Source organism: Pseudomonas promysalinigenes (genome assembly GCF_014269025.2).
Taxonomy (GTDB): domain Bacteria; phylum Pseudomonadota; class Gammaproteobacteria; order Pseudomonadales; family Pseudomonadaceae; genus Aquipseudomonas; species Aquipseudomonas promysalinigenes.
Window position 1 is genome coordinate 4,276,653 of sequence record NZ_CP077094.1, and the last position, 18,642, is coordinate 4,295,294.

General features: G+C 62.6%; 16 protein-coding genes and 1 tRNA gene. 8 read left to right on the forward strand and 9 right to left on the reverse strand.

The window, feature by feature from the left end; all coding sequences use genetic code 11:
• Positions 1–147: 147 nt before the first annotated feature.
• The 3 genes from HU725_RS19400 to HU725_RS19410 all read left to right on the forward strand — a co-directional run bounded on the left by HU725_RS19400 (position 148) and on the right by HU725_RS19410 (position 4,188).
• Entirely contained in the window at positions 148–660 is a 513-nt protein-coding gene (locus tag HU725_RS19400) for a sigma-70 family RNA polymerase sigma factor (RefSeq protein ID WP_186478256.1), read from the forward strand.
• Positions 650–1,603, forward strand: a complete 954-nt coding sequence (locus HU725_RS19405; protein ID WP_186478255.1) for a FecR domain-containing protein — start codon at positions 650–652, stop codon at positions 1,601–1,603. The genes HU725_RS19400 and HU725_RS19405 overlap by 11 nt, the downstream gene beginning before the upstream one ends.
• Positions 1,604–1,698: 95 nt before the next feature.
• A complete protein-coding gene (locus HU725_RS19410) occupies positions 1,699–4,188 on the forward strand; it encodes a TonB-dependent siderophore receptor (protein WP_186478254.1) in 2,490 nt (829 codons plus the stop codon).
• Positions 4,189–4,246: 58 nt separating this feature from the next.
• On the opposite strand, the gene HU725_RS19415 is transcribed toward HU725_RS19410, so the two are convergent.
• The 3 genes from HU725_RS19415 to HU725_RS19425 form a co-directional block, all read right to left on the reverse strand.
• Positions 4,247–5,407: an MFS transporter gene (locus tag HU725_RS19415; protein ID WP_186478253.1), complete on the reverse strand. Its 1,161-nt coding sequence runs from the start codon at positions 5,405–5,407 to the stop codon at positions 4,247–4,249.
• An 86-nt stretch (positions 5,408–5,493) separates the two neighbouring features.
• Entirely contained in the window at positions 5,494–5,637 is a 144-nt protein-coding gene (locus HU725_RS19420) for a hypothetical protein (protein ID WP_186478252.1), read from the reverse strand.
• 102 nt (positions 5,638–5,739) lie between these two features.
• The gene (locus HU725_RS19425) at positions 5,740–6,957 is read right to left on the reverse strand and encodes an MFS transporter (protein WP_186478251.1); all 1,218 of its coding nucleotides are present in this window, start codon (positions 6,955–6,957) and stop codon (positions 5,740–5,742) included.
• Positions 6,958–7,209: 252 nt separating this feature from the next.
• Between HU725_RS19425 and HU725_RS19430 the strand changes: the two genes are divergently transcribed.
• Positions 7,210–7,286: transfer RNA gene (locus HU725_RS19430), tRNA-Met, on the forward strand.
• A gap of 128 nt (positions 7,287–7,414) precedes the next feature.
• On the opposite strand, the gene HU725_RS19435 is transcribed toward HU725_RS19430, so the two are convergent.
• The gene (locus tag HU725_RS19435; protein WP_186478250.1) at positions 7,415–7,999 is read right to left on the reverse strand and encodes a D-Ala-D-Ala carboxypeptidase family metallohydrolase; all 585 of its coding nucleotides are present in this window, start codon (positions 7,997–7,999) and stop codon (positions 7,415–7,417) included.
• Between the two features lie 67 nt (positions 8,000–8,066).
• Here HU725_RS19435 and HU725_RS19440 point away from each other — a divergent pair, with 67 nt between their 5' ends.
• Positions 8,067–9,224 carry a hypothetical protein gene (locus tag HU725_RS19440; protein WP_186478249.1) on the forward strand — a complete coding sequence of 386 codons (1,158 nt, stop codon included), beginning with the start codon at positions 8,067–8,069 and terminating at the stop codon, positions 9,222–9,224.
• A gap of 133 nt (positions 9,225–9,357) precedes the next feature.
• On the opposite strand, the gene rimI is transcribed toward HU725_RS19440, so the two are convergent.
• Positions 9,358–9,813: a ribosomal protein S18-alanine N-acetyltransferase gene (gene rimI, locus HU725_RS19445; RefSeq protein ID WP_186478248.1), complete on the reverse strand. Its 456-nt coding sequence runs from the start codon at positions 9,811–9,813 to the stop codon at positions 9,358–9,360.
• Entirely contained in the window at positions 9,810–10,598 is a 789-nt protein-coding gene (locus tag HU725_RS19450) for an energy transducer TonB (RefSeq protein ID WP_186478247.1), read from the reverse strand. The genes rimI and HU725_RS19450 overlap by 4 nt, the downstream gene beginning before the upstream one ends.
• A 194-nt stretch (positions 10,599–10,792) precedes the next feature.
• Between HU725_RS19450 and mksB the strand changes: the two genes are divergently transcribed.
• Genes mksB through mksF form a run of 3 tightly spaced genes read left to right on the forward strand, consistent with a single transcriptional unit; the run spans position 10,793 to position 15,595 of the window.
• Positions 10,793–12,070 (forward strand): Mks condensin complex protein MksB, encoded by a 1,278-nt coding sequence (mksB, locus tag HU725_RS19455; protein WP_060477514.1) that lies wholly within the window; start codon positions 10,793–10,795, stop codon positions 12,068–12,070.
• Positions 12,060–12,767 carry an Mks condensin complex protein MksE gene (gene mksE / locus HU725_RS19460; RefSeq protein WP_186478246.1) on the forward strand — a complete coding sequence of 236 codons (708 nt, stop codon included), beginning with the start codon at positions 12,060–12,062 and terminating at the stop codon, positions 12,765–12,767. The genes mksB and mksE overlap by 11 nt, the downstream gene beginning before the upstream one ends.
• Positions 12,764–15,595 (forward strand): Mks condensin complex protein MksF, encoded by a 2,832-nt coding sequence (gene mksF, locus HU725_RS19465; protein ID WP_186478245.1) that lies wholly within the window; start codon positions 12,764–12,766, stop codon positions 15,593–15,595. Before mksE ends, mksF begins: the two co-directional genes overlap by 4 nt.
• 139 nt (positions 15,596–15,734) lie before the next feature.
• On the opposite strand, the gene HU725_RS19470 is transcribed toward mksF, so the two are convergent.
• From HU725_RS19470 to cgtA, 3 genes are all read right to left on the reverse strand, one after another.
• Positions 15,735–16,196: a CreA family protein gene (locus HU725_RS19470; RefSeq protein WP_060477511.1), complete on the reverse strand. Its 462-nt coding sequence runs from the start codon at positions 16,194–16,196 to the stop codon at positions 15,735–15,737.
• Positions 16,193–17,311, reverse strand: a complete 1,119-nt coding sequence (gene proB, locus HU725_RS19475) for a glutamate 5-kinase (protein ID WP_060477510.1) — start codon at positions 17,309–17,311, stop codon at positions 16,193–16,195. The genes HU725_RS19470 and proB overlap by 4 nt, the downstream gene beginning before the upstream one ends.
• Before the next feature lie 85 nt (positions 17,312–17,396).
• Positions 17,397–18,623 carry an Obg family GTPase CgtA gene (gene cgtA / locus HU725_RS19480; RefSeq protein ID WP_186478244.1) on the reverse strand — a complete coding sequence of 409 codons (1,227 nt, stop codon included), beginning with the start codon at positions 18,621–18,623 and terminating at the stop codon, positions 17,397–17,399.
• Positions 18,624–18,642 lie beyond the last annotated feature (19 nt).

An 18,642-nucleotide genomic window follows, 5' to 3' on the forward strand; every position in this document is an offset into this window, starting at 1 on the left:
TCCAGCATAACGCAGCCACTCATCGGGCAAACGCCGGATCTTGCTCAGGTAATTCCAGAAACGCCATTGCTCAGTGCCAGCATCCCCGCATAGAATTGAGAACCATTCACAAACGCACATGATCCACAAAACCGGGCCTTCGCTACGATGCAGATCAACGACACGCTCAAACCGGCCGAGGTCGCTCTGCTCTATCAGTCGCATCACGCCTGGTTGCGTGGCTGGCTGCGCAGCCGGGTCGGCTGCCAGGAGCATGCGGCGGACCTGGCACAAGATACCTTCTTGCGCTTGCTACGCGCGCGCCAGGTATCACCGCTCAAAGAGCCCCGCGCCTACCTGAGCAGCATTGCCCGTGGCCTGATGATCGACCAGTTCCGCCGCCGTGCGCTGGAGCGGGCCTATCAGGAAAGCCTGGCACTGCTGCCTGAGGGCGAGGCGCCCAGCGAGGAGCACCGACGCATCATCCTCGATACCCTCGAACGCTTGGACCGTGCCTTGCAACAGCTCAAGCCGCGTACCCGACAGGCCTTTTTGCTGGCCCAGCTGGAGGGTTTGAGCATCCCCAAGATCGCGCTGCGCCTGGCGGTTTCACAAGCCACCGTCGAGCGCGACTTGGCCAAGGCGCTGGGCGTTTGCTACCGGCTACGTTATGCCGAGTGAGCCAGCACCGCCACAGGCACAGGTCGACCAGGCCATCGCGTGGCTGGTGAAACTGCGCTTCGATACGCCAAGCCCTGAAACGCACCGTGCGTTCGAGCAATGGTTGGGCGAGCATCCGCACAATGCCCAGGCCTGGTTGCGGGTCAGCAACCTGAGCGATGAACTGGCTGAGCTGCCGAACGCACTGAGCCGCAACACCCTGGAGGGTAGCCGGCGCCTGCAGATCCGCCGCCGTGACCACCTCAAGCTGCTGGCGGTGCTAGCGGTCGGCGGCAGCCTCGGTTGGGCCGCCCGCGAACCCCTGGGCCTGCCAGCACTGATGGCAGACAACCGCACAGCCACTGGCGAACGCCGCCGCATCCAGGGCAGTGATGGCAGCCTTATTCAACTCAACACTGCCAGTGCCATCGATCTGCACTACAGCGCCGACTACCGTGAGCTGACGCTGCTGCGTGGCGAGGTCAGCCTGGACAGCAACGCCAGCGACGACCGGCCTTATCGCATCAACACGCGCATCGGCGCGTTGGGCACCCGCGATGGGCAATTACTCCTGCGTGAAAACGATCAGGGTGTATTGCTGGCGGTGCGTCGCGGCACCGTCACGCTATTGCCGAACACCAGCGCTGCCAAGCAGCTGCAGGCTGGCGAAGTGCTGCAAGTGCTGGCCAGCGGCGCCTACTCCCCCGCCCACTGGCATGGCGACCCGTGGGGCTGGACCGATGGCGTGCTCAGCGTGCAGCAGATGCCACTGGGTGAATTCATCGCCGAGCTGGCGCGCTACCGCCCAGGCGTGCTGCGTTGCGCTCCAGAAGTGGCGGGGCTGAAGGTGTCGGGTACCTATCAATTAGGCGACACGCTGCGGATCCTCCAACTGTTGGGGCGCAGCCTGCCGGTGCGCATCGACTTGCGTACGCGTTACTGGGTGAGCGTCGCCGCCGTTTGAATATTTCTGGAAATAAATGAGGTGGAATCTCATTCTCGTTCGGCCTGAAGGGAATAAAGCCCCAACAGCGGTCTACCAACCTTCAGGAGCGCTCCATGATCCACCCCAGTTTTCCCCGCAATGTGCGGCTGAGCCAAGCTGTGCGCGCTGGCGTGTTCGGCCTTGGCTTGTGCTGCGGCCTGGCTGCTCCGGCAGTAGCCCTGGCGGCGCCTTCGAGCCATAGCCAGCCGCGCGACTGGCACATTGCACCCGGCCCACTGGCAGCGGCACTGGACCAACTGGCCCGCCAAGGCGGGCTGAACCTCTCGTACGATGCCAGCAGCCTGCAAGGCAAGGCCACACAGGGTGTGCAGGGTCGTCATGATGGCGCTCAAGCGCTGTCGATTCTGTTGCAGGGCAGCGATGTTCAGGTGCAACAAGAGGGTGACGGCAGCTTTGTGCTGACCCCGACAATGGCTGCCGACGGCGCGCTGCAACTGGGAGCCACCAGCATTTCCAGCGCTCGGCTGGGCGAAACGACCGAGCGCAGCGGCTCATACACCACTGGCGCTGTCACCATCGGCAAGACCGCGCAAAGCCTGCGGCAAACGCCACAGTCGGTCACCGTGATCACGCGCCAGCGCCTCGATGACCAGCACATCACCAACCTCACCCATTTGCTGGAGCAGACACCAGGCGTGGTCGTGAACCTGACCGACAGCGAGCGGGTACAGTACTATTCGCGCGGCTACGCAATCGATGCCATCCAGTATGACGGTGCCACGGTGGTACAGGGCAGTGGTGGCGGCTCGTTCATTCAAAGCGACTCAGCCATCATCGACCGGGCCGAGATCCTGCGCGGCGCCACTGGCATGATTCGCGGTGCCGGCAACCCTTCGGGCACTGTCAACCTGGTGCGCAAGCGCCCCACCTACCAATACCAGGGCGAAGGCAGCGTCACCTTGGGCTCGTGGGATGCCCAGCGTTACGTGGCAGACCTCTCCGGCCCGCTGACCGAGACCGGCAATGTGCGTGGCCGAGTGATCGCCGTGCACGATGACAAGGACCACTTCCAGGCAGCACGCCAGGAGCGCAAGGAGGTGCTGTACGGCGTGCTGGCTTTCGACCTCAATGACAGCACCACCCTGACCACCGGCCTTGAATGGACCAAGCTCGATGCCACCGGGGCCTGGGGCAACCTACCTGCTGACTATGACGGCTCGCCGCTACCGCTGGGCCGCAGCACTTACCTGGGCGCCGACTGGAACCGTTGGAACCGCAGCAACCTGCAGACCTTCGCAGAACTCGAGCACCGCTTCGACAACGACTGGAAGCTCAAGCTGATGGCCCAGCGCACCCACTTCGAGCTGGCCGACAACGGCTTCAAGCAAACCTACCTCAGCCGCGCCACCGGTTCTGCCAACCCGACCAACAACCCTTACCTGATGAACTACCAGGTTACTGAAGGCGATGGCGGTGAAAGCCTGCAAAACAACCTGAGCGCGACCCTCAACGGGCCGTTCGACCTACTCGGCCGGACCCATGACCTGATGCTGGGCGTGGAGCGTATCCGCAACGACTCATACGCCTCGGCGACCAATTATGTGCAGTCGGGCGTATTCGACATTCGCCAATGGGACCCGAAAACCAGCCTGGCCAACCCCGATATCGACATCCTCGCCCACCCGGTACGCACCCGCACAACCCAGCAAGGCGCCTACGCCACCTGGCGGATTTCGCTGGCCGACCCGCTGACGGCGATCATCGGTGCACGCAGCAACTGGTATGACTACGAGCAAGAGAACAACACCAGTAGCAATGGCAGCTTCAGCGTCGACAACAAGATCGTGCCCTACGCCGCGCTGATTTATGACCTGAACGATAACTTCAGCACCTACGCCAGCTATACCGAAATCTTCAACCCGCAAACCTCCACCGATATCAACGGCTCGGTGCTCGAACCGGTCGAAGGCCAAGCCTACGAAACCGGCATCAAGGGCGAGTTCTACGACGGGCGCCTGAACGCATCGCTCGCGTTGTTTCGCATCTATCAAGTGGGTAACGCGATCGACGACATCGCCAGCGGCCAGCCGTGTGGGGTCAATACCGGCTACTGCAAGATCGCCGCAGGCAAGAACCGTAGCCAAGGCTTCGAACTGGAGATTTCCGGCGAGGTGCTGCCAGGCTGGAACGTCGCCGGTGGCTACACCTACAACACCACCGAGTACCTGAACGACCCGACCAACCAGGGCAATGCCATCCGCACCACTGACCCCAAACGCCTGCTCAAGCTATTCACCAGCTACCGGCTGCCGGGTCAACTCGATGCCTGGACCGTTGGCGGTGGCGTGCAGGCACAGAGTGCGATCTATTCAAGGGCGGCCAGCAACGCACGCGGCGTCAACCCCGGCGCCGAGGCTAGCCAGGCGGGTTACGCGGTGTACAACGCCATGGTCAACTATCGCTTCAACGAGCACTACTCGGTGCAGCTCAATGCCAACAACATCTTCGATAAAAAGTACTACCGCCAGGTAGCGCCGACGCCAACCGGGTATTACTGGGGAGACCCGCGCAATGTCTCGGTAACGCTGCGCGGGACATTCTGATTAGCGACGTGGGCCCCGATCCACCCGCGAACAGGCCGGCCCTGGCCACCCGCCAAACTCAATCGGCCAGCGCTCGCATTTTGCCTGCCCGGCGCCAGGACTGCCGGGCAAAGCACACGAACAACCCTGCCATCAGCGCCAGCGCCATAGGCAGACCATGGGGTGCGACACCCATCGCCGCCCCGCTCACCAGCGGCCCGATCAGGCTGCCGACGCCCCACAACAGGCCCACGCTGGCGTTGGCCGTGACCAGGTCCTGGCCCTTGAAGCGCTGGCCGATCAGCACCAGCGCCAAGGTGTAGATACCACCGGCCACCGCGCCTAGCAGCACCAGCATTGGCCACAGCAGCCAGGTCACCTGCAGCAGCCACGGCAAGGCGATACCGATGGCCATCGCCACCAGCCCGCATAGCAAATGCAGCCCCGTGCGCTCTACGCGGTCGGCCAACCAGCCCAACGGCAGCTGGAACACCATGTCTGCGGCGAACACCACCGTCACCATCAGTGCTGCCACAGCCACGGCAAAGCCATGACTGGTGGCATACACCGGCAGCAGCGACAGCACCACGGCATCGAAGAACGAAAAAAACAGCACCGCTACGCACAACGCTGGCGCCACGCGGAAGAAGCCCATCAGGCCGAAGCTTTTCTCGTCATCATCGCCATGCTCGACGTGATCGTTGGGTACTGTCAGCACGATACATAGCAAAGCCAGGCCGTAACCTAGGGTGACCACACCGATGATCCAAGGGCTATCGGCGCCAAGCAGCGCGATCAGTGCAGGGCCAAGGACCTGGAAGCCCGTGAAACTGGTGGCGTAAAGCGCCATGATCTTGCCACGGTTGTGATCCGGGCACAGTTCGTTGACCCAGGACTCCCCGAGGATGATCGCAATGCCCATGCCGATGCCCAGCCCCAGACGCAGCAGGGCCAGCAGCCACAGCGAATCGAAGGCCGAATCGAGCAACGCGACGCTTACCGTGCAAAGGCTAAAGCACAACAGGTAGATAGTGCGCCGGGTCAGGTGCCGGCAGCAGGCATCGACCAAGAACGCCGAAAACATCATGCCTGCGGCCGGAATGGCCGAGATGATGCCAATTTCAAGGGTGCCAGCACCGGCTTCGTGCAAGCGCAACGACACCAGCGGCAGGCTGGCTCCCAGGCTGAAGCCCACCACCGACACGGCGAACAGAAGGCCCGCCAGCAAACGCATGTTCATGTACCACTCCAGGCAAAACCGAAAAGACGTGCAGATACAGGCGCCCCAACGCGCACCGGGACGGTGAACGGGGCAAGGGCGCAGGGTCAGATCAGGGCTGGGTGTGGCGAGAAGGTAAAGGCGAACAGCACGCTGCGGCGACGCTTGAGCACCGTATCGCTCGGCCACGCACGACGCATGGCCTCAAGCGCAGGCTGGCGAGCGTGTGGGAGGGATTGGCTACGGCGCATTGCGATGGCTACTACGCAGGTGGGTGAAATGAAAGACGGCACTCTAGGCCAAGGCAGGCTGAGCCGTCAATTGCTTGGGGCCTCAGCGAGGCCCCAGCTAACTCAACGCTTGCTGGTAGACGGCAGGAACACTGCCAGCAGGCCGAACAACGGCAGGTACGAGCACAAGCCATACACGTATTCGATCCCGCGCCAATCGGCCAGGTAGCCCAGCAGCGCGGCACCGATGCCGCCAAAGCCGAACATCAGCCCGAAGAACACCCCGGCAATCATGCCCACACTGCCCGGCACCAGTTCCTGGGCATAGACCACGATGGCCGAGAACGCCGATGCGAGGATGAAACCGATCACCACGCTCAGTACCGTAGTCCAGAACAGGTCGGCATACGGCAGCACCAGGGTGAACGGCGCCACGCCCAGGATCGAGAACCAGATCACCGCTTTGCGCCCGATTCGGTCACCGATCGGCCCGCCGAAGAACGTACCTGCGGCTACCGCGCCGAGGAAAAGGAATAGATGCAACTGCGAGCTTGCCACCGAAAGGTCGAACTTTTCGATCAGGTAGAAGGTGAAATAGCTGGTGAAGCTGGCCATGTAGAAGTACTTGGAAAACACCAGTAACCCCAGCACGATCAGCGCCGCAACTACTCGCCCACGGGAAATGCCATGGCTGGCCTGCACTGTTTTGCGGGCCTTGGCCTGGTTCAAGTGTTCCATGTACCAACGGCGCAGCATCAGGGTCACGGCGAAGAAAAACAGTGCTGCCACGCCGAACCAGGCTACGTGGGTCTGGCCGAAGGGAATGACGATGGCCGCTGCCAGCAGCGGGCCAAAGGCAGAGCCGGTGTTGCCGCCTACCTGGAAGGTCGATTGTGCCAAGCCAAAACGGCCACCTGAAGCCAGCCTGGCGATACGTGACGTTTCCGGATGGAAGGTGGAAGACCCGATACCGACCAGCGCCGATGCCAGCAGAATCATCGGGAAGCTACCAACGAACGCCAGCATGACGATGCCGACCAAGGTGCACAGGGTGCCCAGCGGCAGCAAGTTGGGCGTGGGCCTGCGGTCGGTGAAGAAACCCACCCACGGCTGCAATAGCGAAGCTGTGATCTGGAACGTCAAGGTGATCATGCCAATCTGCGCAAAACTCAGATCGTAGTTGGCCTTTAGCATCGGATAGATCGCTGGCAGCACTGACTGGATAAGGTCATTGATCAGGTGCGCCAGCGCGCAGAAACCGATGATACGCATCACCAGTGTATTGGCCGGGTTCGCCGAACCCGTGCCAGCGCTGGCATTTGAGGTGCTGCTGGTAGCCATGAGCGGTCATTCCGTGGGCAGGTTCAAAGCCTGATTATCAGGAATTGAATAGATACATAGCTACCTTTTTATCCAGGCGCTAGCCACGCATTCAAACCACAACGCCCCTACAACAGCCTCCGCGTAACGGTTGGCACGGTGGCGATTCATTCACAAGAATCGGATGCGGACGCTAAGTTTTTGAAAGCGTGCAATTTTTTTTCGAAATGAGTGTTGACACGAGGCCGGCACACGGGAATAATGCGCCCCATCGGCTACATAGCTCAGTTGGTTAGAGCATAGCATTCATAATGCTGGGGTCCGGGGTTCAAGTCCCTGTGTAGCCACCAAACAAGTCAAAGGGCTTACCGCAAGGTAGGCCCTTTTTCTTTGCCTGTCGAAAAGCTCAAGGCAAGCTAGGCTGCTCCGGCCAGGCGCCGGTGAACCCGTTGTACCCACTGGGCGACGCACCCTACCCTTACCTGGGCTTGCTGCAAAATGACGAACCCGCGCTGCCATCACCGCCCCATGTGCGGTAGCCGGCAGTATCGATGTGGATACGTCCACTCGGGTAGCGTCCCAACCCCATGTTCCAGGCTTGGCCATGTTGCTGCCAGAAGCGGCAAAGCGGATTGGGGTCGGCCCATGCCGGCAGCAGGACATCCACCGCGAAGGCACGGGTATGGGCGCTGCCCACAGCCCCACCAGCGCAGCGATTGAGCCCAGGATCACGGTAGGCCGAAACCACCTCGAATGGGCCCAGCACCTTCTGATCGCCCAGGGCCTGAAGCAGCGACAGCGTGGAACGCACAGCTGGCCAGTTACTTGCTGGAGGCACCGCGAAGGGCGAGGCTCGGCACAGTTTCCAGTCCGAGGCCGAGCGCAGCAGTTGGTGAATGGGCACTATGCCGTAGAGGCGAGCGTTCACCAGCATCTCGCGAAACGGCCGGGTCTGATGGTCACCTGCCCACTGCGCGAACATCCAAACATCGCGCTCGTCAGCCAGCGCCAAGGCGCTCGATAACACACTCGCAGCCATTACCAGCGCGCTCGCTCTTCTCATTTCCAGGCTCCCTGCAGCAGTATGAGCACCGCCGCCCATTCGGGCGGCCACTGACAAGGAGTTAAGCATGCACAAGATTGCCTTATCGAGCCTCGCCGCCCTCGCCTTCAGCGGCCTGGCCCTGGCCGATGCACAGATAGACCTGGGCGATACCCAGCGCGCCACCCGCCTGTTTGCCTACCCCAACAACTGCCATGTGATCTGTTACCGGGATTGGACGCTGGAACAGACCGTGGAGCATTACTTGACCCAGAGCGTCCGTCGCGACGGCTATGCCAATGCCAACGTGCAAGTCAGCCGCGACAACAACCACCTGTATGCCAACATCAGCGACGTGCCCAGCGACTATGCCGAGCCGCTGCGCAAGCTGCTGGACAGTGGCGAGCTGGCCTATGACGGGGCCACTCGACTGAACAAGGACGGTAAATGGTCCTATGACTGGTACCTGTTCCTACCATTGGGGATGGCACTGCAGAACCGCCGCAGCATCGAACTGTTGCACTTCCCGCCCGATTATTCGCTGACCCAAGCCCAAGATTACCTGCGCTCCAATACCACTGACCGCTGGGCCCAATTGCTGACCTTCAACGGCGTGGACGCCAGCCAGACCCCGGCCTACCAGACCATCATCGACATCGCCCCCATTGCCGCGCCCGCCAGCGCGGGTGATGCCCTGACAGGCACCTACGGCTACTTCAAGGATTATCAGCTGCGCATGGTCCGCGAGATGACCGTGCAAAGCGCCGCCAACCCGCTGCCAATGGTCGCCTTCGGCGCACCGGTGCGTAGCTGGATCCAGCAGCAATACGGCCCCCAGGTGGGTGTGCTGGGGCTGGTCAGCATCAGCCCGCAGGACGGGGCCAAGGTGCCGGTACTGGGCGCCAACCACCCGAGCGCGATCTGGTACGCGGCGAACAAGGACAGCCATGGCGGCAACCAGGATGCGGCTGATGCCGCCGGTTTGAAGATGATGGGCCAGGATTTGACGGCCGCCTGCTGGCAGGCAGGGATGGGGCGCAACCTTCAGGCCGAACCGAAGATGACCCTTGATGCCTGCTCGAACAAATGGCAGGTGACCCAGAAAAAACAGACGTGTGAACTGTTCTTCCGCACGGTGCGCAACTACACGCCAGAGCAGGCGGCAGCGAAGTGCAACACCGGGGAAATGACCAGAAGCCTGCGCGACCTGAGCAAGCCGGTCGATGTCTTGCCGCAGGAGCTTTGATCGACGCATCGGCCCCTTCGCGGGTAAACCCACAAGGACTGCATTGGCTTCAAAGCTGCTGCAGGCCTTGTGGGTAGGCTGGCGCAGGCCCTATAGGTGCGAGTGTACCCGCGAAAAAGCCTCGAAGGCCTGCTCAGTCTTCGAGCAAGGTACAGGCCATCACCAGCGCATCCTCACGCCCACCGGCAATCGGGTAGTAGTCACGGCGCCGGCCAATCTCGTTGAAACCATACCGCTCATACAGGCGGTAGGCCGACTGATTACTGGCCCGTACCTCGAGGAAGCACTCACGCCCATTGAGCTGATAAGCCCGGGACATGAGATGCTCGAGCAGCCTCAGCCCAAGACCGCAGCCTTGGTTCTCGGGCTTCACGGTGATATTGAGCAGGTGCGCCTCATCGATGATCACGTTGATCACGCCATGCCCAACCTGCTGTTGCCCGACGAACATCAGCCAAATTTCGTAGGATTTGAGTGCATCGAGGAAGATGCCCCGCGTCCAGGGGTGGCTGAATGCGGCATATTCGATCTTCAGCACGGCATCCAGATCCGCCTCGGTCATCGGGCGGAAGCTGATCGAGTCACTCATTCAACGCTCTTCCAGCGCGCCATCAGCTGGCGCATCGCTTGCCAGACGTCCGCCTTGCGCTGCGGCTCGTCCATCAACAGTTCAAGGCCCGGCAAAGCCCAGGCATCGCCCAGGCCGTCGACCTTCATGACTTGGTAATAACCTTCGGCGTCTGCGTTGGCGGCATAGCGCATCGCCGGCAAGCCGACCAGCCACAACAGGCTGCATGCGGACTCTTCCAGGCGCGCCTGAATGAAGCCCTGCACGAAATCACGTGCAGCATCCGGGCCCTGGTCCATGTTGCCCCGCACCAGGAGCGGCCAACGTACCGGCTCGCCGATGATCTGCGGAGCATCGGGCAAGCCGGCAGCGCGAAGCATGTCCTTGAGCAGCAGATAGGACGGGTCGCGGCTCTGAAACGGCTGCCCGGTGGCCAGCTCGACCAGCAGCAGGCAACTGCCAGCGCGCAACAGCTGCAACGCAAAACGCGGCGGCGCTACCTGCACCGGCCGCGGTGCAGAGGCCTGCGGCTGCGCATCGGTTGGTTTGGCAAGCACTTTCGGCGTGCTGGCAGGGCGCGGGATTTCGATTTTCGGGCGCTCCCCGGAGCGTGCCTGGGGCGCGCTCGGCGCCGGGTTGGCCGCGGCGATGCTGGGCGGCACTTGGACATCGGCTTGCTCGATTGGCGCTTGCGGCAGCAGCAGTTCAGGGCGCGACGGTGCGGCGAACGGCAGTTCAGCGCGCGGCAGCCAATGCACCACCTGCATGGCGGAAAGGTAGGCGCGGCGGCGAGGTTCGGTCAGCAAGGCTCGAAGGTCCGGGGCGGAGGTTGGAGGGCATTCTAACGTGTACGCCCCGGTTTTTGCAGGGCCTGTCCGACCGAGCGCCCAGCTACTACAAATCTCAGGCCAAACACCCCTCATTACAGACCAAGGGGTGAAATCATCCCCCCCGTATGCAGTACAATCGCCCCCTTTTACTTGGCAACGAGTAGACGCCAATGATCGAACCCAAGCGCGTCTTGCGCGCCCTAGCCGAACACTGGGCCCTGATAGAGCCGCTGTGCGAGCGTTTCGACCAGGGCACCCTGAGCCTGGTGGAACTGCGCCAGCAATTGGGCCGCCAGCAAGTCGAAAGCACGCCGCAGGACATTACCCAGCTGCTCGACGTATGGATCCGCCTGGATATCCTGGTGCCGGTGGCCAAGAGCCCGAACCGATTCGAGCTCAACGCCCAGATTCACGACTTCCTCGCTTACTTGCGCCGCGAGCACCGGCTGGGCCTGTGCCTTGAGATCGAAGCCTACCTGCGCCACCTGGAGCGCCTGGCCGGGCACATCCAGGATGCCTTCGACAACCGCGACAGCGACGACCTGGCCCGGCAGCTGCGCTTGCTCGACATGCGCGTGCGCGACGTGCTGAAAAAACTCGATAACGACGAGCAGGCCCTGGTCGCCGTGGCCGAACGGGCCAAGACCAGCAACCGCCAGATCCCGCTGCGCCAGCGTTACGCAGAAGTGCTGGCGACCTGGGACGAGTACGTCGAGCCAATGATTCAGCTGGTGAACGCCGACGGCGCCTTCGAGCAAGGCGTGCGCAAGGTCGAAACCGTACTGCTGAAGCTGCTTGGCGAGCAGGCGCGCCTTGGCCACTTGGTCGACGACGACATGCTGCTGCGCACCCACGCACGTATCTTGGAAATGCAGACCAGCGCTCAGCTGACGCTGCGCCACGCCCGCGAACTGCTGCTGCCGCTGCGCGAAGAAGCGCGCCGGCACAACGCCGTGACCCGTGGCGCCGCCCTGGCGCTGTCGGTGATCCGGCGCAAGGGCCTCGATGCCTTGCCGCAAGCAGCCATGCCGTTGTTCACCCGCCCGCAAAGCACCTTCCTGGGCAGTGCCAGCCAGGTCGAGGCCTACGTCTATGCCCTGGCTCGCTTCGAGCCCAAGCCGGCCAAGTTCCCCAAGGCGCACAAGACCCAGAAAGGCCCGCTACCCCGCGCGCCGCGCACGGTCAAAGAGATGCTCGAACGCTGCGAAGATGCCCTGCCGCTGCCAGACCTGATGGTCTGGCTGCTTGAGCAGGAGCCAGAAGGCGCCACCGACGAGCTGCTGTACTGGTTCTCGCGCCTCTCGCGGGAAAAGCGCTTTAAGCGCGAACGCCTGGAACGGCGCGAATACACCACCCAAGAACACCTGGTCAGCTTGCGCTCGTTCGCCCTGACGTCCAGCCGCGAAGCGCAACCTGAAACCAACGCGAGCCCAGCCAATGCATCTTGATCTTTCCGAACTGTCCCAGCTCGCGCCGATCTTCCGCGAGCTGTTCAAGGGCTTCCACGTCAGCCGCCGCGACCCTGAAATGTACGCCCAGCTGTCGAATTTCCAGGACCAGTACCGCACCCTGTTCAAGGCCCTGGGCTTTGAGCTGGTGTGCGACACCCGCGGGTTCTACTATTTCGTGCCCGAGCAGGCCGCCGCGCAGGTCAACAAGACCGCCCAGCGCCTGTCGCTGTTCACCTTCATCCTGGTCGAACACCTTGCCGACCAGGGCCGTGACCCGATGGCCGTGCTCGACGGCGGCAGCATAGGCCGCGACGAGCTGCCCTCGCTGCTGGACAAATACCGCGACCTGTTCCTGCAGGCCGAAGTGCAAACCGTCGAGGAGCTGGAAGAAAAGATCATGCGCCGCATGACTCAGCTCGGCTTCGCCCATGAAGAAGGCGGCATCTACCGCTTCCTGCCGCCGATGCATCGCTTCCTCGACGTGTGCCTGTCGGTACAGCAGGACCGCGACCTGGCGGCCAGCCTGCACAGCGACCTGCCCTTGCCAACCCCGGTACTGGTGGAGGAGGAAAGCCCGGAACAACTCAACCGTACCGACGACCCGCTCGACCTTGCGCCGTTCGACGACCAGGAAAGCGAAGAGGACGCCCTGGCCCGGGCCATCCGCGAAGAGCAACAGGAGATTGACGCATGAGCCAGGAACGCTACGGCATTAGCCGCTTTGCATTGCTCAACACCGCAGGCTACAGCCTGGGCCTGTTCCCGCTGGAGTACCCGCTGTCGGTATACGGCGCCAACAACCTGGGTAAATCGGCGTCGATCAACGCCCTGCAGTTCCCGATCCTGGCGCGCATGTCAGACATGAGCTTCGGCAAATACAGCCTCGAGCAGTCACGCCGCTTCTACTTCGCCAGCGATACCTCGTACATCCTCTGCGAACTGAACCTGCCCCACGGGCCACACGTGGTCGGCGTGGTCGGCCGGGGCCCTGGCGGTGGTTTCGGTCACCAGTTCTTCGCCTATAAGGGCGAACTGGACCTGGCCCATTACCAGCAAAACGACACCTGCCTGCGGCAGAAAGAGCTGTTCACCAACCTCGAGCGCCTGGGCCTGAAGGCCTATGAGCTCAAACCTGATGAGCTGCGCCGGCTGCTGGTCGGCGGTCACACCTCGTGCCCGCTGGATTTGACCCTGATCCCACTGCGCTCCACCAGCGAACAGAGCCTGAAAACCTTCCGCGCACTGTTCATCAACCTGCTGCACATGCGCGAGATCACTGCCGCCAAGCTCAAGCAGCTGTTCCTCGATGCCTTCGAGCACAGCCTGCGCTCGGGCAGCGTCGACTACATCGCTGCCTGTGAAGAAGCCTTCCGCGACGTGCGCCGCATGGAGCAGGACTACAACGCCCTGGTAGCCGCCGGCCCACTGGTCGAAGCCCTGGCCGGCGGAGTGGCCCAGCGCGACATCCTGCGCGGCAAGCTGCACCGCCTTTCGCCGCTGCTCGACAACCTGCTGGGCACTTGGCAGGAATACGCCATGGCGCGCAAGGAAGAGCTGGTGATCCAGGCCGAGCACTACCGCAGCGAGCAAGACCGCCTGCAGAACGACCAACGCGGTGGTACTCAGGAGCTGATGCGTCTGGAGCGTGAAATTACCGGTATCCAGCGCTGGCTTGGCGAACTGTCGGTGCTCAAGCACCGTTTCGCGCTGGTCAACGATGTCAAAGTGCTGGAGCAGCAACTGCTGGCCGCCAAGGACGCCCACGACGAACTGGCCGGTGCTCTGGCGCAGTCGCGCCAGTTCAGCGCCGAAGACCTCGACGAACGCGTGCGTGACCTGGAAAAACGCCTGAAGCAGGTCAAGCAGCAGCTCGACCATGCAGACAACAACAGCTACGCACGCCTGCGTGAAGAATTCTCGCAGCAGGACGTCGACCGCCTTATGCGCCTGTTCAACGGCGCGCTGTTCAGCCTGCCACTGGGCGAGCGCGGCATAGAGCTCGACGACAGCGACCTGTGGGTGAAATCCCTGGAAGCTGTGCTCGACGGCTTCAAGGGCGAGCGTTTCGAGGCCCCAGGCCTGTCGATCGACCTTTCCCATATCGACCCACCGGCGTTGCAGGCTCTTGCCGATCGTGCGGCCCTGCGCGACCAGAAGGAACGCCTGGAGAAGGAGCTCAAGCAGCTCAAGACCCAACAACAGGTCGCCGCCGACCGCACCGCCTCCAAAGCTCAGGCCCAAGCGCTGTATCAGGATGTGCTGGATGCCCAGAAGGCCCTGGAAGACTACCGTCGCAGCGAAACCCTGAGCGCCGAAGAGCCAGAAAAAATGGAGCAACTGGCGCAGATGGAGGCTGCCCAGGATGAGCTCAAGCGCTCCAGCGACGCCTTCACCGAGCGCGTCCAGCAACTGTCGGCCAAGCTGCAGTTGGTGGGCCGCCAGATCGGCGACCTGGAGTCTAAGCAGCGCACCCTCGAAGACGCCCTGCGCCGCCGCCAACTGCTACCGGCCGACCTGCCCTTTGGCACGCCTTACATGGAAGCGGTCGACGACTCCATGGACAACCTGCTGCCGATGCTCAACGACTACCAGGACAGCTGGCAGGCTTTGCAACGGGTCGACAACCAGATCGAGGCGCTTTACGCCCAGGTGCGCCTCAAGGGCGTGGCCAAGTTCGACAGCGAAGACGACATGGAGCGCCGCCTGCAACTGCTGGTCAATGCCTATGCGCACCGCACCGATGAGGCGCTGACCCTGGCCAAGGCGCGCCGCGCCGCCGTCACCGATATCGCCCGGACCCTGCGCAACATCCGCAGCGACTACGACAGCCTCGAACACCAGCTGGCCCTGTTCAACCGCGAGATCAACAAACGTCAGGTGTCCAACCTGGAAAGCTTCCGTGTGGTGCTGGCGCCGAACAAGGAAGCGCTCAAGCACATCGACCAGATCATTCACAGTGCCGGCCAGTACGAGGAAGGCGAGACCCTTTCGGTGTTCGACCTGACCCAAAGCGCCGAACAGGACAACCGCAACGAAGAAGCCAAGGAATACCTGGCGCGCCTGGTAGCGGCCAACCACAATCAGCTGGGCTTGAAGGACCTGTTCGAGCTGGCGTTCGAAATCACCAAGGTCAACGGCCAGCCGATCATTCACGCCGACATCGACGGCGCGGCGTCCAATGGCACCACCATGACCATCAAGGCGCTGACCAACATGTACCTGTTGCTGCACCTGATGGACCGCGACCTGGCCGGGCGCATTCGCTTGCCGTACTACCTTGACGAAGCGGCGGACATCGACGAACGCAACCAGGCGGCGCTGCTTGAAACCAGCCTGCAACTGGGCTTCGTGCCGATTCTGGCGAGCGTCAAGCCGCAGGTGTCGGCACACGTGGCGATCGACCTGGAAGGTGGCAGCGGGCCGAATGGCATCTACATCGACGAGGCGGACTGGAAGTACATCAGCCGGCTGGATGAAGTTAAGGCGATCGTGCGCGAGGATCAGGCCGAAGCGTTGGCCTGAGATTGAAGTATGGGCCGCCCTGCGGCCCATTCGCGGGTGAACCTGCTCGCACCGGTATTGCACAAGCCGCAAGGGCGGTGCAGTAGCTGTGGGAGCGGATTTTACCCGCGAATCGAGGCCAGCGGCCTTATCTCTGAGATCACTGAGCCCAGGGCAGAATCGGGATCGCCGTCACCGCGTTCTGCGGGCTGCCCTCGATCATGCGGTCGCTGTATACCAGGTACACCAACGTGTTGCGCTTCTTGTCGAGAAAGCGCACCACCTGCATGGTCTTGAACACCAGCGAAGTGCGCTCCTTGAACACTTCGTCGCCATCTTTGAGTTCACCCTTGAAACTGATCGGCCCAACCTGCCGGCAGGCAATCGAGGCCTCCGCGCGGTCTTCGGCCAGGCCCAGCCCGCCCTTCACGCCACCGGTCTTGGCACGCGACAGGTAGCAGGTCACACCCTCGACTTTGGGGTCGTCGAAGGCCTCGACCACGATACGGTCGTTGGGCCCAAGGAACTTGAACACGGTCGATACCTGGCCGATCTCTTCAGCGCCGGCCAGCATCGGCAGGGCAAGAGCTGCCAGGGCAAGTACTCGCTTGAACGTTTTCATACCAGCACCAGGTTGTCGCGGTGGACCAATTCCGGCTCGGCGATATAGCCCAGCACGGCCTCGATATGATCGGACGGCTGACCGATGATCTTCTGTGCCTCCAGGGCACTGTAGTTGGCCAGGCCACGGGCCACTTCGGCGCCATCGGGGCCGACGCAGATCACCATCTCGCCACGGCGGAAGCTGCCCTGCACGGTTTTCACACCCACCGGCAGCAGGCTCTTGTTCGCCCCACGCAGCGCCTGCACAGCGCCAGCGTCGAGCACCAGGGTGCCGCGGGTTTGCAGGTGGCCAGCCAGCCACTGCTTGCGCGCAGCCAGCATGCCGCGCTCAGGCGACAACAATGTCCCCAGGCGTTCACCAGCTTTCAGACGGTCCAGCACGCGCTCGATGCGGCCACCGATGATGATGGTGTGTGCACCTGAACGGGCCGCCAGCCGCGCCGCTCGCAGCTTGGTCTGCATACCACCACGGCCCAGCGCACCCCCGGTGCCGCCAGCCACGGCATCGAGCGATGGGTCATCGGCGCGGGCTTCGTAAATCAATTGCGCTTCGGGGTTGTTGCGCGGGTCGGCATCGAACATGCCGTCGCGGTCGGTGAGAATCACCAGCAGATCGGCTTCTACGAGGTTAGCCACCAGGGCCGCCAGGGTGTCGTTATCCCCGAAGCGGATCTCGTCGGTGACCACGGTATCGTTCTCGTTGATCACCGGTACCACGCCCAGGTCGACCAAGGTCCGCAGTGTGCTACGGGCATTGAGGTAACGCTTGCGGTCGGACAGGTCGTCGTGGGTCAGAAGAATTTGCGCGGTGTGCTTGCCATGCTCGCCAAAGCTCGACTCCCAGGCCTGCACCAGGCGCATCTGGCCGATCGACGCAGCGGCCTGCAGCTCGTTCATGGCACTGGGTCGCGAAGTCCAGCCCAGCTGGCTCATGCCGGCGGCCACGGCTCCGGAGGAGACCAGTACCAACTCAACGCCTGCTTCACGCAGCGCGACCATCTGCTCGACCCACACGGCCATGGCGCCGCGGTCCAGGCCCTTGCCATCGGCGGTCAGCAGGGCACTGCCAATCTTCACGACCCAGCGCTTGGCGCCTGTCACCTTGCTTCGCATCTTCTTCCAACCTATGTCGAATCTGTAGATACCGTGGATACAAAAACGCCGCTCATCAGAGCGGCGTTTAGTGTACTGCAACCAATCAGTCGCGCACGTAAATGATTTCCGGGCCGTCTTCGTCGTCCTCGAAATCATCGTCCCAGGCGTCGTCGTCACCGATGTCGTGCACGCTCTTGACGCCGGTACGGCGCAAGGTGCGGGCGTCGTCCAGCGCCTGCAGCTGGGCACGGGCTTCGTCTTCGATACGCTGGTCCAGCTCGGCCAACTCTTCGGCATAGGCCGGGTCATTGGCCAGGCGGTCGGCGCGGTCTTCCAGGTAGCGCATCAGGTCATGGCTAAGTTGCTCGGTGCCCTGCTTGGAGATGGCCGAGATCACGTACACCGGACCTTCCCACTGCAGGCGCTCGACCACTTCCTTGACACGCTCGTCGCGCTCGTCGTCCATCAGCATGTCCGACTTGTTCAGTACCAGCCAGCGCTCACGGTCGGTCAACGACGGGCTGAAGCGGGTCAGCTCGTTGATGATGACTTCGGCGGCATCGGCCGGGCTGCTGCCGTCCAGTGGTGCCAGGTCGACCAGGTGCAGCAGCACACGGGTACGCGCCAGGTGCTTGAGGAAGCGAATACCCAGGCCAGCACCGTCGGAGGCGCCTTCGATCAGGCCGGGAATATCGGCGATGACGAAGCTCTTCCAGCGATCGACGCTGACCACACCCAGGTTCGGCACCAGGGTGGTGAACGGGTAGTCGGCGACTTTCGGCTTGGCAGCCGACACAGAACGGATGAAGGTGCTCTTGCCGGCGTTCGGCAGGCCCAGCAAGCCGACATCGGCCAGTACTTTCAGCTCCATCTTCAGGTCGCGCTGGTCACCCGGCTTACCCGGCGTGGTCTGACGTGGCGCACGGTTGGTACTGGACTTGAAACGGGTGTTGCCAAGGCCGTGCCAGCCGCCTTGGGCGACCATCAGCTTCTGCCCTGGGGTTACCAGGTCACCGATGACTTCCTGGGTGGAAGCGTCGATCACGGTGGTGCCGACCGGTACCCGCAGGAACAGGTCATCACCCTTCTTGCCGGTGCAGTCGGTGCTGCCGCCGTTGGAGCCGCGCTGGGCTTCGTGGTGACGGGTGTAGCGGTAGTCGACCAGGGTGTTGAGGTTTTCGTCGGCCACCATATAGACCGAGCCCCCATCACCGCCGTCACCACCGTTGGGACCGCCGTTCTCGATGAACTTTTCGCGGCGGAAGCTCATGCAACCGTTACCGCCATCACCGGCCTTGACCCGAATGGATACTTCGTCAACAAACTTCATTGAAAACCGCCTCTCGCCG

Bases quoted from the DNA above. Each gene is read 5' to 3' on its own strand.
- HU725_RS19400 (WP_186478256.1), top strand. From the start codon at position 148: ATGCAGATCAACGACACGCTCAAACCGGCCGAGGTCGCTCTGCTCTAT.
- HU725_RS19405 (WP_186478255.1), top strand. From the start codon at position 650: ATGCCGAGTGAGCCAGCACCGCCACAGGCACAGGTCGACCAGGCCATC.
- HU725_RS19410 (WP_186478254.1), top strand. From the start codon at position 1,699: ATGATCCACCCCAGTTTTCCCCGCAATGTGCGGCTGAGCCAAGCTGTG.
- HU725_RS19415 (WP_186478253.1), bottom strand. From the start codon at position 5,407: ATGAACATGCGTTTGCTGGCGGGCCTTCTGTTCGCCGTGTCGGTGGTG.
- HU725_RS19420 (WP_186478252.1), bottom strand. From the start codon at position 5,637: ATGCGCCGTAGCCAATCCCTCCCACACGCTCGCCAGCCTGCGCTTGAG.
- HU725_RS19425 (WP_186478251.1), bottom strand. From the start codon at position 6,957: ATGGCTACCAGCAGCACCTCAAATGCCAGCGCTGGCACGGGTTCGGCG.
- HU725_RS19435 (WP_186478250.1), bottom strand. From the start codon at position 7,999: ATGAGAAGAGCGAGCGCGCTGGTAATGGCTGCGAGTGTGTTATCGAGC.
- HU725_RS19440 (WP_186478249.1), top strand. From the start codon at position 8,067: ATGCACAAGATTGCCTTATCGAGCCTCGCCGCCCTCGCCTTCAGCGGC.
- rimI (WP_186478248.1), bottom strand. From the start codon at position 9,813: ATGAGTGACTCGATCAGCTTCCGCCCGATGACCGAGGCGGATCTGGAT.
- mksB (WP_060477514.1), top strand. From the start codon at position 10,793: ATGATCGAACCCAAGCGCGTCTTGCGCGCCCTAGCCGAACACTGGGCC.
- mksE (WP_186478246.1), top strand. From the start codon at position 12,060: ATGCATCTTGATCTTTCCGAACTGTCCCAGCTCGCGCCGATCTTCCGC.
- mksF (WP_186478245.1), top strand. From the start codon at position 12,764: ATGAGCCAGGAACGCTACGGCATTAGCCGCTTTGCATTGCTCAACACC.
- HU725_RS19470 (WP_060477511.1), bottom strand. From the start codon at position 16,196: ATGAAAACGTTCAAGCGAGTACTTGCCCTGGCAGCTCTTGCCCTGCCG.
- proB (WP_060477510.1), bottom strand. From the start codon at position 17,311: ATGCGAAGCAAGGTGACAGGCGCCAAGCGCTGGGTCGTGAAGATTGGC.
- cgtA (WP_186478244.1), bottom strand. From the start codon at position 18,623: ATGAAGTTTGTTGACGAAGTATCCATTCGGGTCAAGGCCGGTGATGGC.